The sequence below is a fragment of the Kitasatospora sp. NPDC088346 genome, from assembly GCF_044740765.1.
GTDB lineage: Bacteria > Actinomycetota > Actinomycetes > Streptomycetales > Streptomycetaceae > Kitasatospora.
The window spans coordinates 116,478-131,715 of the sequence record NZ_JBIURH010000016.1 but is presented as its reverse complement, the minus strand read 5'-3'; the positions used below and the strand labels follow the sequence as shown (position 1 = coordinate 131,715).

Sequence of the window (15,238 nt, the reverse complement as noted above, 5' to 3'; positions counted from 1 at the left end):
CCGGCCCGCCCCCGGCGCCCTTGTCCGGCCCGGCACCGCTGGCTAGGGTGACGGGCGGTGTCCGACCGGGACCGTACGGGCGACGGCGGCGATGGCGACGACGGCGGGGAGCGGCGATGACGGGCTGGACCGGCCGGACGGCCACCGAGACGGCCGAGGCCGTCCGGGCGGGCAAGGTGACACCGCGTGAGGTGGTCGCCGACCACCTGGCCCGGATCGAACGCGTCGACCCGCACCTCGGCGCCTTCCGCATGGTCCTCACCGAACGCGCCCTGCACGACGCGGACGCCCTCGCCGGACGCCCCGACCTCGCCGCCCTCCCGCTCGCGGGCGTGCCGGTCGCCGTCAAGGACAACCTGCCGGTCGAGGGCGAGGCCACCCGCAACGGCTCGGCCGCCACCCCCGCCACCCCGGCGGCGGCCGACCACGAGACGGTCCGCCGGCTGCGCGCGGCCGGAGCGGTGGTGGTCGGCCTCACCGCTGTCCCCGAGCTCTGCGTCTTCGGCACCACCGACAGCGTCTTCGGCACCACCCGCAACCCCTGGAACCCCTCCCGCAGCGCGGGCGGGTCGTCCGGCGGCAGCGCGGCGGCCGTCGCGGCCGGCCTGGTGCCGATCGCCCTGGGCAACGACGGCATGGGCTCCATCCGCATCCCGTCCGCCAACTGCGGGGTGCTCGGCCTCAAGCCCGGCCGGGGCACGGTGCCCGCCGGGCTCGGGGTCGACGGCTGGTCGGGGATGGCCGAGAACGGGCCGATCGCCACCTGCGCGGCCGACGCGGCGCTGCTCCTGGACGTGCTCGCCGGTCCGGACGAGCGGCCGCCGGCGCAGCCGCGTCCGCTGCGCGTCGCCCTCTCCACCGGGCCGACCGCCCCGGGACTGCCGGTCGACGGCGCCTGCGCCGGGGCGGTGCACGACACCGGTCGGCACCTGGCGGCGGCCGGGCACCGGGTCACGGTCGACGAGGTCCGCTACCCGGCCTGGCTGGGCGCGGCCTCCGTCGCCCGCTGGCTGGCGGGCACCGCCGACGACGCCCGCCCGCTCGACCCCGCGCTGCTGAACCCGCGCACCCGCCGGCACGCCGCGCTCGGCCGGGCGGTCCGCGGCGCGGGTCTGGTCAGGGACGGTCAGCGGGTCCGCTGGCACGCGCTGCTGGAGCGGTTCTTCAGCCGGTACGACGTGCTGGTCACCCCGGCCCTGGCCCACCCGGCGCCGCCCGCGGGCCGCTGGCACACCCGGGGCTGGACGGCGAACGTGGTGTCCAACATCCGCTACGCCCCCTTCAGCCACCCGTGGAACCTGGCCGGCTGGCCCGCGCTGGTCCTGCCGGTGCACGACGCGGCGGCCGTCGGCGGTCTGCCGCTGTCCGTCCAGCTGGTGGCGCCGCCCGGCGGTGAGCGCCTGCTGCTGGCGCTGGCGGCCGAGCTCGAACACCGCCGGCCCTGGCCGCGGACGGCGCCGGACCCGGCGGTGTGACGGGCGTGCCGTTACGGTCCGGCGGGGCCCGTCGCGTCCTGGGCGCGGGCGAGGGCCGCGGGGTGGCCGAACAGCCCGGGCAGGCCGCCCGAGTGCAGGAGGACGGTGCGCTCGCCGGGCCGGATGTCGCCGTCCTGGACGGCGGCGATCAGCCCGGCCATGGCCCGCCCGGTGTAGGTGGGGTCGAGGATCAGCCCCTCGGTGCGGGCGGCCAGCGTCATGGCGGCCATCACCGGTTCGGTCAGTGCCCCGTACCCGGCGCCGACCTGGTCGAGCCGCACCCGCAGGCTCTGCGGCGGGCAGGGGCTGCCGGTGAGGCCGGAGGCGAGATCGGAGACGGTGCCGGCCGGGTCGGGGACGGCGCCGCAGTGGATGCCGAGCACCCGCTCGGCGCCCAGCGGGTCGATCAGGCCGGCCATGGTGCCGCCGGAGCCGAGCGCGGTCACCACGGTCGTCAGGTCCGGGGCCTGGTCGAGGAGTTCGGCGCCGCACTCGGCGTAGCCGTGCGCGCCCAGCACGCTGGAGCCGCCGAACGGGATCACCGCCGGGACGGCGCCGGAGCGCCGCAGTTCCTCGGCGGCCTGTTCGGCGGCGGAGCCGAGCTCGGAGGGGCCGGCCGCGCCGGCCCAGACGATGGTGGCGCCGAGGAGCCCGTCGAGCGCGAGGTTCCCCGAGGCCGAGGTGCCGGGGGCGCCGGCCAGCACGAGGACCACGTCGAGCCCGAGCCGGGCGCCGGCGGCGGCGGTCAGCCGCGCGTGGTTGCTCTGCGGGCCGCCGGTGGTGACCAGCGCCGTGGCGCCGTCGGCCAGGGCCGCGCCGCAGAGCCACTCCAGCTTGCGGACCTTGTTCCCGCCGCCGCCGAGCCCGGTCAGGTCGTCCCGCTTGACCCACAGGTCGTCCGCCCCGAGGCCGAGTGCGCGGGCCAGCCTCGGGGCGGGCTCCAGCGGGGTCGGCCAGGTGCCGAACGCCGCTCGCCGTGGGGTGGTGCTGTCCCGGTTCACCGCTGCGCCCTCCGTCCCGCGCGGCCGGCCCGCGCGCGTGCCGGTCATCCTGTCACGGGTGGCCGGCCGATCGGCCGCAGCGTGGTCGCGCCCGGGTGTCGGTGGATCAGGGGCAGGTCTTCCAGGCCAGGTGGTAGACGGTGTTGATGTCGCCGTCCGTGGAGTCCATAGTCATGAAGCTGGTGGTCTTGGACGGGTCGGAGGTGCCGGCGTTCACCCGCAGCTCGGTGTTGATGTTGAAGTTGCGGAGCTCACCGCAGGGGGACCAGACGAGCGCGGCGACCTCGACCGAGTCGGTGGCCTGCCAGCTGTCGTCCACCGGGCCCTTGAACTGGTGGCTCAGCGTGGCGGTCTGCGGCTGGCCCTGGAAGTAGTAGTTCGCGCGCTGGACGGCGGTGGCGCCCTTCTCCAGGTGGGCGTAGCCGCGGTAGTCGGCCGAGGCGATGGCGTAGGTGAAGCCCTGCGGGACGTGGACGTTGAGGTTGAGCTGACAGTTCTTCCGGAAGTCGGTGGGCTTGGAGCCGACGCCGACCTGGGCGAGGTAGTTGCTGTAGGTCACGGTGAAGGCGGTGTTGTCGGGGGAGACGGCGACGGCGGCCGTGCCGGCCGGGCAGCCGGAGCCGTTGACCGTCGCCACATCGATGACGATCTTGTCCGGCGGGGGAGGAGTCGATCCGGTGCCGAAGATCGGTGAGCCGAGCACTGAGGCCGCGACGCCGGCGGCGGCCAGCAGACGGAACATCATGGGCGTTCCTTCCGATCGGTCCTGAGTCCGGGTCGCCGGCTCGGCGACTCGTTGTTTGGCGTGTACATGTCACCACACCGCCCGGGCTGCCGTACAGGGGTTGTGACGCTTCGATCACCAAGCGTGAACCCTCCCCCGGCGGACACCACGAGGCGAGGGGGCGTCAGATCTGCTTAGCGTGGCTGCCATGGACAAGAACAACACCATCGTCCCGGCCGTGGCCGAAACGGAGTCAGCCCCCACTCGGGTCCGGACGATACCGGTCGATCGTCACCCGCAGCCGCCCCGCGAGGCGGACCGCCGCGGAACGGGCCGTGCCAGGCGGATCCTGCGCCGGGCCGGCCTGGCCGCCGCCGTGCTGGCGGGCGCGAGTGCGATCAGCCTCGGCGGGGCGGTCGGCGCCAGTGCCGAGCCCGCCCCCGCCCACAGCGGCTGGGACGGCTCGAAGTACTGGTACAAGAACAGTGCGGGTGCCTGGCGCTGGACCACCCACTACGACGTCTACCTGAGCCGGATCGGTGGCGGCGCCGCCGGCACCGGCGGTTCGGCCGGCAGTGGTGGCATCAAGCAGGGCTGGGACGGTTCGAAGTACTGGTTCCGGAACAGTGCGGGTGCCTGGCGCTGGACCACCCACTACGACGTCTACCTGAGCCGGATCGGTGGCGGCGCCGCCGGCACCGGCGGTTCGGCCGGCAGTGGTGGCATCAAGCAGGGCTGGGACGGTTCGAAGTACTGGTTCCGGAACAGTGCGGGTGCCTGGCGCTGGACCACCCACTACGACGTCTACCTGAGCCGGATCGGTGGCGGCGCCACCGGTACCGGCAGCTCGGGCGGCGGCGGTGGTGGCTCGTCCGCGGCCGCCGGCTCGTACGAGGCGGCCGTCCAGTTCGCGCTCGGCGAGGTCGGCCTGCCCTTCATCTGGGGCGGCAACGGGCCCGACGGCTACGACTGCTCCGGGCTGGTCCAGCAGGCGTACCGCCGGGCGGGCGTCAGCCTGCCGCGGGTCGCCGCCGACCAGTACGCCGCGACCACCCCGATCAGCTCGTCCGGCCTGCGCCGCGGCGACCTGCTGTTCTGGTCGGTGACCGGCCGGGCCGCGGACATCGAGCACGTGGCCATCTACCTCGGCAACAACCAGTACGTCGAGGCCGCCCGGCCCGGCACCAGGATCCGGATCTCCACCCTGAGCAGCGGGTACTACCCGACCCACCTCGGCCGTCCCTGACGGTCCCGTCCTCCCGTCCAACGGGCCCGCACCTCCGAGGTGCGGGCCCCTTCACGTCAGCGCGGCGTCGGCAGCTCGCCGCCCGGCTCCCAGGTGACCTCGACCCCCGGCACCCCCGCGAGCCAGCCGTCCGCGACCGCCGCCAGCCGCGCGGCGTCCGGTGGGGTGCGGCCCAGCCCGATCGCGTACCGGGCGGTTCCGGGGGCGGACTCGAAGGGGCGGGGCCAGGCGTGCGCGTCGGCCGTCCCGTCCTGCTCCAGGGCGGTGAGCAGCGCGCGCAGCCGGCCCCGGAACCGGCCGTGCACGGCGTCGAACTGCTCGCCCGGCCGGCCGCGGACGGACAGCACCGCCCAGGCCGCGTGCCGCCGGTGCAGCGGCGGCGTGCCGAACAGCTCGGGCCACGGGCCCTCGCTCGCGGCGGTGATCTCCCAGGCCCGGTAGAGCTCCCGGACCAGCAGGTCGTACCCGCCCGCGCCGACCTGCTCGGTGCAGGAGCGGACGGGACCGGTGGGTGTCAGGACGGTGACCGGGGCGCCGCTCGCGGCCGGTCCGTCGGTGCCCGGGGTCAGCCGGACCGGTTCCCGCCAGTCCCAGGCCGCCCAGGTGGCGAAGAACTCCCTTAGCAGCGGGCCGGGTTCGGTCTCGGTGTCCGCTCCGGCCCGGCGGGCCGTCAGGGCGGCCATCACCGTCCAGGCCAGGCCGGGCAGGCCGCCGAACGGTGCCGAGTCCAGTCCACGGGCCCTCGCCCAGGCCTTCACCGTCCGGGCGAGGCCGGCGAAGGCCGCCGGGTCCGCGGCGGTGGCGTCCCGGACGGCGGCGGCGTCGCTGACCGCGCTGAGCGCCGTCGCGGCCGCCTCGCCCAGCTCGGCGCGGCGGTCCACCGCCTCGGCCGGGTCCGTCGACCCGGTGGCGACCACGGCCAGGTCCACCGTCAGGGCGCCGACGAGCAGCCGCAGTCCCGGCACCCGGGCGCCCGTCACCTGCCGGACGGCGGCGTCCGGCAGCGCCTGCGCCACCCGGGCCCGGAGCGCGGCCGGGTCCACCCGGCCCGGCAGGGCGGCGACCAGGTCCAGATCGGCCCCGGGCAGGTCGCAGCCCAGTCGGCGCGAACCGACCGGGTGCACCACGCCCTCGGACAGCACCCGGGCCAGCGTCGTCAGGACCTCCTCCGGCCGGGCGGCCGGCCCGGCGGCCCGCTCCCCGGCGGCCCGGTCCGCAGTGGCCCGGTCCGCGGTGGTCGGGCCTGTTGCGGCGGGCTCCGGGAGCCACCGCACCGCGCCGGTGCCGAGCGTGACGGTGGCCCGCACCCGCATGGGCTCCCCGCCGCGCCGCGAGAGCAGCGCCACCTCGCCGACCTGCGCGGACGCGCTGCCGAGCCGGGCGCCCAGCTCGCCGAGCAGCCGCCGCGGGTCGCGGGCGCGACCCAGCGTCAGGTGCGGGGTGAAGCCTTCCGCGCGGCCTCGGCAGCGCGGGAAGCACTGCTCCAGGGCGTCCCGAAGGGCGGTCCATGGCTCGGCGCCGGCGGCGGCCGGGTCGAGCCAGAGGGTCGAGTCGTGGCGGTGGGCGAAGGCGCGGACACCGTCCAGCACGGCGGTGAACGGCGTGCTCCGCGTCGCCACCGCGGAGACCAGCTCCGCCGCCGGCCCGAAGTCCGCCTCCGGTACGAAGCCGAAGAGCAGGTTGACGTGCGGCGGCCAGCGGTCGAGCTGCGGGTCGTGGTCCCGCCGGACCTGCTGGATCGTCGGCCACAGCTCGGCCGGCGGGATCCAGGCCAGCGCGGTGCGGGCGGTCGGCGCGGCGTCGAGGACGGCGCCGGCGTCGTCACCCCCGGCCGTCAGATCGGCCTGGACGCCGTAGTGGTCGGAGGGGAACAGCCCGTCGGTGGGGGAGTCGCCGACCAGGGTCGCCGTGGCGGCCCGCACGCCGGGCCCGCGCAGCAGGATCCGGTCCAGCCGGGAGGCCCGGCCGGACAGCGAGGAGACGGCGGCCAGCGGATTGGCGTGCGGGTCGAAGGTGGGGGTGCCGTCGCCGGGCCCGTGGACCTCGGTCCAGCCGTCGCGCAGCCGCAGCGCACGGGCGGGCCGGTCGCCGCCGTCGTTGAAGTCGCCGACCAGGACGACCTCCCCGTCCAGGCCGGCCAGCCCCTCGGCCAGCCGGGCGAGCTCGGCCTCGCGCCGGTCCGCGCCGTTCTCGGAGTGGTCGCTGCTCAGGTGCGTGGTGGCGACCACCAGCGGCCCGGCGGCGCTCTCCACGGTGACGGCGGCCACGGCCTTGTGCGGGCCGAGGGCGTGCCGGGCGGACTCGCCGACCGGCAGCCGGCTGAGCAGCAGCAGACCGCTGCCGTCGACGTCGGGCCCGGCCGGGTCGGTGTCCAGCACGTACCGGGCGCGGACCCAGGGCGCGGCCAGCAGCAGGGCGAGCAGCCCGGTCTCGGCCTCCTGGAGGGCGATCACGTCCGCGTCGGCGCGTTCCAGGGCGGCCAGCAGCAGGGGCCGGCGCCGGGCGGTGTCGATCCGGTCGCTGTCGTAGCGGTCCCAGAGGGTGTTCCAGGTCAGTACCCGCAGCGCGGCCGGCGCGGGCCCGTCGGGGACGGGCCCGGTGACGGGGTGCCAGCCCGCCGCGGCGTCCCACGCGTGGGGCGTGCGGGCGGTGAAGAACGGTGCCCGCAGCAGACGCGGCCGATCGGCCCGGCCGACGGCGGCGGAGTCCAGCCGGTCCAGGCCGGTGGCCCGGTCCCAGACCGGCTCGCCGTCCGCCTCGACGAACAGCACCCGGTGCCAGGGGATGTCCCCGCCCGGGACGAACGCGGGCAGCGGCACCCGCTTGGGGGCCGCGCCGCGTACGTGCACGCCGAGCACGAACCGGGCCGGGTCGAAGCGCTGGTCCCAGCGGATCCGGTGGTAGACCTCTTCGCTGGTCCGCATCACTGCACCTCGCTGTCCAGGGTGCCGTCGGTGTCGCCGACGGTCCCGTCCGGGCCGATGTACCAGGTGCGGTGCGCCTGGCCGGGGTAGGGCGGGCCGAACCGGCCCAGCTGGGCGGCGAGCACGCCGGGCGGCACCGGGTGCTCGCGGGCGGCGTTGCGCCGGGCGAGCTCCGCCGGCCCGACCAGCAGGACGGCGTGCGTGGTGAGCGCGTCCCGGCGGTGTGCCACGCCCTGCACCAGCGAGCGCTGCTGCTGGTTGAGCGAGGTGGCGTCCCAGACCACCGTCCGGCCGGGGGTGAGCGCGGCGTCCAGCCGCTCCAGGCCCGCGCGCAGGATCTCGGGGTTGGCCCGCTGGTCCGCGCGGGAGCCCCGGGCCTGCCGCAGGTCGTCCAGCGAGACGATCTCGTCGACGCCGGGCAGGGCGCGGGCGAAGGCGCTCTTGCCGCTGCCGGACGGGCCGGACATGACGACCAGTCGGGGGAACGCCCCGGACCGCCACCGCCAGCCCAGGGCCACCGCCTCCTGCGGGGTGGAGATCCGGCCCAGCGCGAACCCCTCCCGGGCCTCGGCCCAGCAGCGGTCGCCCACCTCGGCCGGATGGTCGCTCAGCGCCTCGCGCAGGCCGTGCCGGACCTCCTCCAACGGCGCCTCGCCGAGCAGTCCGGCGTCCTCGGCGACCAGCGCCGACCACTCGGCCCGCTCGCGGTCCGCGTCCGACTCCGGGCCCTCCCGCCCGGCCAGCGCCGCGAGCGAGACGGCGTGCAGCACCCCGAGGTCCGCCGCGTAGGAGAGCCGGACCAGCCCGGCCCGGCGGTCGGCGTCGGGGTACGGGCGGTGCAGTGCGGGGTGCAGTCCGACCAGGTCGGCGACGCGCCGGGCGAGCGGCACCCCGAGCGGTGCCACCAGCCGGGGAGCCAGTGCGGACCGCCGGGCGCCGTGCAGCAGCGCGGCGAGGACGCCCGCGAGTCGGGCGGAGCCCGTCCGGCCGAGCACGTCGAGCCGTCCGGTGACCTCGGCGAGTGCGGCCCCGGCGGCTTCCGGGTCCGCCGGCCCGGCAGGCTCCGACCCGGCAGGCTCCGGCCCCAGTGCCGCCGACAGGGCCGGCGCGCCGACCGGCCCGCCGGAGGCCGCCTCCCACAGGGCCGCGCGCGGGCCGAGCCCGTTCGGCACCACGGCGGCGTGCATCCAGTGGGTGTCGGTCCGCACGTGCGCCGGGCGGACCCACTTGGCGACCCGGCGGCCGAAGTCGGCCCGGTCGAAGCCGGCCACCGTCCGCACCACGTAGCCCTCCTGGCGGGTGGTGTCCGGCTTCAGGGCCCGCAGGGCGCGCTCGTCGAAGATCCCGCGCCACAGCACCGGAGGCAGCGGAACCCCGATCCGCCGGGCGAAGCGCACGGTGGCGTCCCAGTCGAGGCAGTGATCGCCGTCCCAGACCGAGAAGGCGTAGAAGTAGCTCTCCAGCCCGTCGTACCCGATCGAGTGCCGCGCGTAGAGGTTCTCCCCGCACACCCGCAGGCCCGGGGCGACGGCGTGGCCGATCCGGCCCTGGAGGGCCTTGACCCAGGTGCGGGACGGGTGGTGGGCGGAGTCCACCGAGCGGGCGTGCAGGCCGTCCCGGTACAGGGTGGTGTTCTCGCCGTCCAGCTTCTCGGTGACCACGACCTCGCGGCCGCGCAGCGCGGCGAGGTCGCCGGCGCGCAGGTCGTCCGGGGTGGCCCCCGGCGACCAGGGCAGGTGCGGGGTGCGTGGGTACTGCGTCCGCATGGCTGCTCCCGTGACGACGGTGTCGGTGTCCGACGATGCTGCGACGGCGCAACTCTAGGTCCGCTGAGCAGCGGTGATCCATCGAATAACGGTGTTCCGGGCCGCCTGCGGACACCCCGTCACGGGCCATGATCGCCTGCCGGTATGCTGCGGCACCGTCAGGTGCGCGGCGCACCTGGGAACTGACCAAGGGACGGTTATCGCCATGATGGGACCGGCGCACTCGCTCTCCGGTGCAGCGGCCTGGCTGGGGGTGGGAGCCGCCGCGGCGGCGCTCGACCGGCCCATGCCGTGGCCGGTGCTCCTCGCTGGAGCGCTGATCTGCGCCGGCGCGGCGCTCGCACCCGACCTCGACCACAAGGCGGCCACCATATCGAGGGCCTTCGGGCCGATATCGCGCAACCTCTGCGAGATCATCGACAAGCTCTCGTACGCGGCCTACAAGTCGACCCGCAAGCCCGGCGACCCGCGCCGCTCCGGTGGCCACCGCACGCTCACCCACACCTGGGTGTGGGCCGTGATGTGCGGGGCGGGCGCGGCCGGCATCTGCGTCTGGGGCGGGCGCTGGGGCGTGCTGGCGGTGCTGTTCGTGCACATGGTGCTGGCCATCGAGGGCCTGCTGTGGAAGGCCGCCCGGATGTCCAGCGACATCCTGGTGTGGCTGCTGGGCGTCTGCAGCGCCTGGATGATCGCCGACATCCTCGACAAGCCGGGCAACGGGTCGGACTGGCTGTTCACCGAGCCCGGCCAGCAGTACCTGTGGGTCGGCCTGCCGATCGTGCTGGGCGCCCTGGTGCACTGCATCGGTGACGCGCTGACCGTCTCGGGCTGCCCGGTGCTGTGGCCGATCCCGATCGGCCGCAAGCGCTGGTACCCGATCGGGCCGCCGAAGGGCATGCGCTTCCGGGCCGGCAGCTGGGTCGAGATCAAGGTGCTGACCCCGGTCTTCATGGTGCTCGGCGGCATCGGAGCCCTCGGTGGGCTCGGCTTCCTGGGCTGACCGCCCCGCCTGCTCCCACGACGGCCACCGCCCCCCGGCGGTGGCCGTCGTGCTGTCCGGGGCCGGTCGTCCGGGACAGCCGCGGGAGCCGGGAGCCGGTCAGCCGGCGAGCGCGTCGACGATCTCCTCGACGGCCGCGCGGGCCCGGTCGGCGTCGGCGGGCACCAGCCCGATCCTGGTGCGGCGGTGCAGCACGTCCGCCGCGTCCAGCGCGCCTTCGTGGGTGACGGCGTACTCGATCTCCGCGCGGGTCACGTCGATGCCCTCGGCGACCGGTTCGAGCGGGCGCGGCAGCCGGGCCGACTCCAGGACGGCCCGGGCCTCGCCACCGTGCCGGGCGAGCAACGAGGCGGGCGCGGCACCGTCCGGCAGTGGCCGGCCGTCCGGGTGCCCGGGGGCACCGACCAGCGGCAGCCGGGCGGTCCGGCACGGCGGGACGGCCCCGCCCCGGGCGCGGAGCACGAAGTCCACCGTGTCCTGCGCCATCGCCCGGTAGGTGGTGAGCTTGCCGCCGACCACGGTGACCACCCCGGACGGGGAGCGGAGCACCGCGTGCCGCCGGGAGAGGTCCGCGGTGTCGCCGTCGCCGGTGTCGATCAGGGGGCGCAGCCCGGCGAACGCGCCGCGCACGTCCGCCCGGGTCAGCCGGCGCTCCAGCGCGGTGTTGACGGTCGCCAGCAGGAAGTCGATCTCCTGCTCGGTGGGCACCGGTTCGTCCGGGACGGGACCGGGGGCGTCCTCGTCGGTCAGGCCGAGCACCACCCGGCCGAGCTGCTGGGGCAGCGCGAACACGAAGCGGCTGGTCGAGCCGGGGACGGGCACGGTCAGCGCGGCCCGCGGGTGGCCGAGGGCGGCGGCGTCGAAGACCAGGTGGGTGCCGCGGCTGGGCCGGAGCCGGATCGACTCGTCGACCTGGTCGGCCCACACCCCGGTGGCGTTGACCACCGCGCCGGCCGTGATCGTCAGCGACCGTCCGGTGAGCGTGTCGGTGAGCTCGGCCGAGGTCCCGGTGACCCGGTCGGCCCGGACCCGGGTGAGCACGCTCGCGCCGTACCCGGCCGCCGTCCTGGCGATCGCCGTCACCAGCCGTGCGTCGTCGACGAGCTGGCCGTCGTGGGCGACCAGCGCGCCGCGCAGGCCCGCGGTACGGACCGCCGGCACCAGCCGCTGCGCGGTGTCGGGCCCGACCCGGCGGGCCCTCGGCAGGACGGCGGCCGGGGTGCGGGCGCTCCACCGCAGCGCGTCCCCGGCCAGGAAGCCGGTGTGCACCAGGGCCGCCGTGCCGCGCCCCACGGACGGCAGCAGCGGGACGGCCTGCGGCAGCGCGCGGATCAGGTGCGGTGCGGTGCGGGTCATCAGGATGCCGCGTTCGACGGCGCTCTCGCGGGCCACGCCGATCCGGCCGGAGGCCAGGTAGCGCAGCCCGCCGTGGACCAGCTTGGAGCTCCAGCGGCTGGTCCCGAAGGCCAGGTCGCGGGCCTCCACCAGCACCGTGCGCAGCCCGCGCGACGCGGCGTCCAGCGCGACCCCGGCGCCGGTCACCCCGCCGCCGACGACCAGCAGGTCCACCGGGCCGCCGGCGGCGAGGGTGTCGAGCTCCCCGGCGCGGCGCCGGGCGTCGAGGGCGGTCGTACCGGGGCGTTCGGTCATGGCGTGAGGTATCCGTTCAGGGCGATGGCCAGTTCGCGACGCCAGGCCTCTTCGGGCAGCAGCTGGGCGACCATGCGGTGCGACTGGACGGTGGACTGGGCGATCAGCAGCACCATCGCGGCCAGTTCGGCCGGCTCCCCGGCGCGGATCGAGCCGTGCCGCTGGCCGAGCTCGACGGCCTCGCGCAGGGCGTCGAGCAGCCCGCGCTGGCTGGTGCCGAGCCGCTCCACGACGTACTCGACCAGCAGGTCGGCGTCCGAGCGCAGCAGGGCGCCGAGCACCGGGTGGTCGCGGACCTGCACGGCGACCTCGACGATCCAGGCGACCACGGCCTCCCGGTCGTCCCCGGTGCGGACGGCCCGCTCCTGGGTGGCGCGGATCTCCCGGGTGAGCAGGGCGCCGACCACCGCGCGCACGTCCGGCCAGCGGCGGTAGACCGTGGGGCGGCTGACCCCCGCCCGGCGGGCGATCTCCGCCAGCTGGGTGCGGCGCGGGCCGAGGACGAGGACCAGCTCGGCGGCCGCGTCGAGGATCGTGTCGTCGATGCTGCGACCTGCTCCGATGCTCGGGGACTCCGAGTGACTACTTGACATGATGTGGAAAACTGTAACGCATGCCATCCGAAGCGCACACCGGACCGGGCCGCACGGCGACACTGCCGCTGCCGCCGATGACGTGGAACGCCTGGGGCGACCCGGCCCTCGCCAAGCCGCTCACCGACGACATCAGGGCACTGCTGGAGCAGCTCCTCGGCGTCACCCCGCAGGACGCCCCCGCGCCCACCGCCGACGAGGTCCGGCTGCGCCCGTCCGCCCTGCCCGCCGACGACCTGGCCGCGCTGGCCGCCATCGTCGGCGCGCAGCACGTCAGCGCCGGCGACGCCGACCGGCTGCCCCGCGCCGGCGGCAAGTCCACCCCGGACCTGCTGCGCCGCCGCAGCCGCGACGAGCAGGACGCCCCCGACGCGGTCGTGCTCCCGGGCACCGAGGAGGAGATCGCCGCCGTCCTCGCCCTCTGCTCCGAGCGCCGCATCGCCGTCGTGCCCTTCGGCGGCGGCACCAGCGTGGTCGGCGGCCTCGACCCCGTCCGGGGCGACTTCACCGCCGTCCTCTCGCTCGACCTGCGCCGCCTCGACGCGCTGCTCCACCTCGACGAGGTCTCCGGCGAGGCCACCCTCGGCGCCGGCCTCACCGGCCCGCAGGCCGAGGAGCTGCTCGCCGCCCGCGGCTTCGAGCTCGGCCACTACCCGCAGAGCTTCCGCTTCGCCACCATCGGCGGCTTCGCCGCCACCCGCTCCTCCGGCCAGGACTCCGCCGGCCACGGCCGCTTCGACGACATGGTGCGCGGCCTGCGGGTGGTCACCCCCGCCGGCGTGCTGGACCTCGGCCGCGGCCCGGCCTCCGCCGCCGGCCCGGACCTGCGCCAGCTGTTCATCGGCTCCGAGGGCACCCTCGGCGTGATCACCGCCGTCCGGCTGCGGGTCCACCCGACCCCCGCCGTCCGCCGCTACGAGGCCTGGAGCTTCCCCGACTTCGCCACCGGCGCCGCCGCGCTGCGCGCCGTCGAGCAGCAGGGCACCGGGCCGACCGTGCTGCGGCTGTCCGACGAGACCGAGACCGGCGTCAACCTGGCGATGACCGCGAAGATCGGCGGCGGCCAGGTCACCAGCGGCTGCCTGGCCGTCACCGTCTTCGAGGGCACCGCCGAGCAGACCGGGGCCCGCCACCGGCTCACCCGCGAGGTGATGCTCGCCAACGGCGGCACCTCACTCGGCGAGGAGCCCGCCCGCGCCTGGGAGCACGGCCGCTTCGACGCCCCGTACCTGCGCGACTCGCTGCTGGACTGCGGCGCCCTGTGCGAGACCCTGGAGACCGCCACCGCCTGGTCGAACCTGGACCGGCTCAAGGGGGAGGTGACGGCCGCCCTGCAGACCGCCCTCCAGGCGGGCGGCAGCACCTCGCTGGTGATGTGCCACATCTCGCACGTCTACGCCACCGGCGCCTCGCTCTACTTCACCGTCCTCGGCGCACAGAAGGGCGACCCGATCGAGCAGTGGGCCGCCGCGAAGGCCGCGGCCGGCGACGCGATCATGGCGGCCGGCGGGACCATCACCCACCACCACGCCGTCGGCACCGACCACCGGCCGTGGATGCCGCAGGAGATCGGCGACCTGGGCGCCGCCGTGCTGCGCGCCGTCAAGGCCGCCGTCGACCCCGCCGGGATCCTCAACCCCGGAAAGCTGATCCCGTGACCGCCGGTCCGCAACGGCGGGAGATCCGCACCGCGGTGGTGCTCACCAACCCCGCCGCGGGCGGCGGGCGCGCCGACCACGCCGCCCGGCGGGCGACCGCCCGGCTGCGCGAGCGCGGCGTCGAGGTGCTCGCCGTCACCGGCACCGACCCGCAGGACGCCGTCCGGCTCGCCCGCGAGGCCGTCGGACGCGGGGTGGACGTGCTCGCGGTGGCCGGCGGGGACGGCATGATCGCCCTGGCGATCCAGGCCCTGGCCGGCACCGACGTCCCGCTCGGCGTCGTCCCGGCCGGCACCGGCAACGACCACGCCCGCGAGTACGGCCTGCCGCTGAACGATCCCCAGGCGGCCGCGGACGTCATCGCCGACGGCCACCTGGTCCGGGTGGACACCGGCCGGATCGACACCGCCGACGGCGCCACCCGGTACTTCGGGTCCGTCCTGGCGGCCGGCTTCGACTCCCTGGTCAACGACCGCGCCAACCGGCTGCGCCGCCCCCGCGGGCGGATGCGCTACAACCTCGCCATCGTCCTGGAGCTGGCCCGGCTGCGGCCGCTGCCGTTCCGCCTGGTGCTGGAGGACGGCACGGTGGTCGACCGGCCGCTGACCCTCGCCGCGGTCGGCAACACCCGCAGCTACGGCGGCGGGATGCTGATCTGCCCGGACGCCGACCACGCCGACGGCCTGCTCGACCTGACCCTGGTCGGCGCGATGCCCCGGCGGCGGCTGCTGCGGTTCTTCCCGACCGTCTTCAAGGGCACCCACGTGCGGCACCCCGACGTGACCTGCCACCGCACCGCCCGGGTGCGGATCGAGTCCGCCGGGATCAACGCCTACACCGACGGCGACCTGGCCGGCCCGCTGCCCGCCGAGGTGCGGGTCGTGCCGCGGTCGCTCTCCCTGCTCGTACCGGGCTGAGGGCGGCGGCCCCGGCGCGGTGCGCCAAAGGCCCGGGCAGCCGACCGGAGCACGGTCGGCCGCCCGGGCCGGATGTTCTGATCACCCGTCGGTGGGGGGCTGCCGGTCGATCTGTTCGTTGGCCTTCTGCTGGGCGGTGTCCACCTGGCTCTGGTACTTGTTCCCGGTCTTCTCGTCGATGGCGTCGCCCGCCTTCTCGACACCGTGCCGGGCGGTGTCCTCGTGGCCCTTCATCATGCCTTTGAGCTTGTCGAGCATGGACATGCGCGGTCCTCCTTACGGGA

Annotated in this window: 12 protein-coding genes; 5 read left to right on the top strand and 7 right to left on the bottom strand. The window is 76.3% G+C overall.

Going from position 1 to position 15,238, the window contains the following annotated elements:
- The first annotated feature begins 116 nt into the window (after positions 1 to 116).
- Positions 117 to 1,475, top strand: coding sequence for an amidase (locus tag ACIOFR_RS21975; protein WP_400999764.1), 1,359 nt, complete (start codon positions 117 to 119; stop codon positions 1,473 to 1,475).
- Positions 1,476 to 1,486: 11 nt separating this feature from the next.
- On the opposite strand, the gene ACIOFR_RS21970 is transcribed toward ACIOFR_RS21975, so the two are convergent.
- Together ACIOFR_RS21970 and ACIOFR_RS21965 are read right to left on the bottom strand one after the other, a co-directional pair.
- Positions 1,487 to 2,476, bottom strand: coding sequence for a D-cysteine desulfhydrase family protein (locus ACIOFR_RS21970; protein ID WP_400999762.1), 990 nt, complete (start codon positions 2,474 to 2,476; stop codon positions 1,487 to 1,489).
- 106 nt (positions 2,477 to 2,582) lie between these two features.
- Positions 2,583 to 3,218 (bottom strand): DUF4360 domain-containing protein, encoded by a 636-nt coding sequence (locus ACIOFR_RS21965; protein WP_400999811.1) that lies wholly within the window; start codon positions 3,216 to 3,218, stop codon positions 2,583 to 2,585.
- Between the two features lie 190 nt (positions 3,219 to 3,408).
- On the opposite strand from ACIOFR_RS21965, the gene ACIOFR_RS21960 reads away from it, so the two are divergent.
- On the top strand, positions 3,409 to 4,446 hold the full coding sequence (locus ACIOFR_RS21960; protein WP_400999760.1) for a C40 family peptidase: 1,038 nt from the start codon (positions 3,409 to 3,411) through the stop codon (positions 4,444 to 4,446).
- A 56-nt stretch (positions 4,447 to 4,502) separates the two neighbouring features.
- Here ACIOFR_RS21960 and ACIOFR_RS21955 read toward each other — a convergent pair whose 3' ends face one another.
- Both ACIOFR_RS21955 and ACIOFR_RS21950 read right to left on the bottom strand, forming a co-directional pair.
- Complete coding sequence (locus tag ACIOFR_RS21955; protein WP_400999758.1) at positions 4,503 to 7,370, bottom strand: poly(A) polymerase; 2,868 nt, start codon at positions 7,368 to 7,370, stop codon at positions 4,503 to 4,505.
- Positions 7,370 to 9,136 (bottom strand): RNA ligase family protein, encoded by a 1,767-nt coding sequence (locus ACIOFR_RS21950; protein WP_400999756.1) that lies wholly within the window; start codon positions 9,134 to 9,136, stop codon positions 7,370 to 7,372. The genes ACIOFR_RS21955 and ACIOFR_RS21950 overlap by 1 nt, the downstream gene beginning before the upstream one ends.
- Before the next feature lie 205 nt (positions 9,137 to 9,341).
- Between ACIOFR_RS21950 and ACIOFR_RS21945 the strand changes: the two genes are divergently transcribed.
- Complete coding sequence (locus tag ACIOFR_RS21945) at positions 9,342 to 10,136, top strand: metal-dependent hydrolase (RefSeq protein WP_400999754.1); 795 nt, start codon at positions 9,342 to 9,344, stop codon at positions 10,134 to 10,136.
- 99 nt (positions 10,137 to 10,235) lie between these two features.
- Here the strand turns inward: ACIOFR_RS21945 and ACIOFR_RS21940 are convergent, their stop codons facing one another.
- Both ACIOFR_RS21940 and ACIOFR_RS21935 read right to left on the bottom strand, forming a co-directional pair.
- On the bottom strand, positions 10,236 to 11,786 hold the full coding sequence (locus ACIOFR_RS21940; RefSeq protein WP_400999752.1) for a glycerol-3-phosphate dehydrogenase/oxidase: 1,551 nt from the start codon (positions 11,784 to 11,786) through the stop codon (positions 10,236 to 10,238).
- Positions 11,783 to 12,379: a TetR/AcrR family transcriptional regulator gene (locus tag ACIOFR_RS21935; RefSeq protein ID WP_400999750.1), complete on the bottom strand. Its 597-nt coding sequence runs from the start codon at positions 12,377 to 12,379 to the stop codon at positions 11,783 to 11,785. The genes ACIOFR_RS21940 and ACIOFR_RS21935 overlap by 4 nt, the downstream gene beginning before the upstream one ends.
- 20 nt (positions 12,380 to 12,399) lie before the next feature.
- Here ACIOFR_RS21935 and ACIOFR_RS21930 point away from each other — a divergent pair, with 20 nt between their 5' ends.
- On the top strand, positions 12,400 to 14,037 hold the full coding sequence (locus tag ACIOFR_RS21930; protein ID WP_400999748.1) for an FAD-binding oxidoreductase: 1,638 nt from the start codon (positions 12,400 to 12,402) through the stop codon (positions 14,035 to 14,037).
- On the top strand, positions 14,034 to 14,954 hold the full coding sequence (locus ACIOFR_RS21925) for a diacylglycerol kinase (protein WP_400999746.1): 921 nt from the start codon (positions 14,034 to 14,036) through the stop codon (positions 14,952 to 14,954). Before ACIOFR_RS21930 ends, ACIOFR_RS21925 begins: the two co-directional genes overlap by 4 nt.
- An 81-nt stretch (positions 14,955 to 15,035) precedes the next feature.
- On the opposite strand, the gene ACIOFR_RS21920 is transcribed toward ACIOFR_RS21925, so the two are convergent.
- A complete protein-coding gene (locus ACIOFR_RS21920; protein WP_400999744.1) occupies positions 15,036 to 15,218 on the bottom strand; it encodes an antitoxin in 183 nt (60 codons plus the stop codon).
- Positions 15,219 to 15,238 lie beyond the last annotated feature (20 nt).

Bases quoted from the DNA above. Each gene is read 5' to 3' on its own strand.
- ACIOFR_RS21975 (WP_400999764.1), top strand. From the start codon at position 117: ATGACGGGCTGGACCGGCCGGACGGCCACCGAGACGGCCGAGGCCGTC.
- ACIOFR_RS21940 (WP_400999752.1), bottom strand. From the start codon at position 11,786: ATGACCGAACGCCCCGGTACGACCGCCCTCGACGCCCGGCGCCGCGCC.
- ACIOFR_RS21960 (WP_400999760.1), top strand. From the start codon at position 3,409: ATGGACAAGAACAACACCATCGTCCCGGCCGTGGCCGAAACGGAGTCA.
- ACIOFR_RS21945 (WP_400999754.1), top strand. From the start codon at position 9,342: ATGATGGGACCGGCGCACTCGCTCTCCGGTGCAGCGGCCTGGCTGGGG.
- ACIOFR_RS21935 (WP_400999750.1), bottom strand. From the start codon at position 12,379: ATGTCAAGTAGTCACTCGGAGTCCCCGAGCATCGGAGCAGGTCGCAGC.
- ACIOFR_RS21930 (WP_400999748.1), top strand. From the start codon at position 12,400: ATGCCATCCGAAGCGCACACCGGACCGGGCCGCACGGCGACACTGCCG.
- ACIOFR_RS21950 (WP_400999756.1), bottom strand. From the start codon at position 9,136: ATGCGGACGCAGTACCCACGCACCCCGCACCTGCCCTGGTCGCCGGGG.
- ACIOFR_RS21955 (WP_400999758.1), bottom strand. From the start codon at position 7,370: ATGCGGACCAGCGAAGAGGTCTACCACCGGATCCGCTGGGACCAGCGC.
- ACIOFR_RS21920 (WP_400999744.1), bottom strand. From the start codon at position 15,218: ATGTCCATGCTCGACAAGCTCAAAGGCATGATGAAGGGCCACGAGGAC.
- ACIOFR_RS21965 (WP_400999811.1), bottom strand. From the start codon at position 3,218: ATGTTCCGTCTGCTGGCCGCCGCCGGCGTCGCGGCCTCAGTGCTCGGC.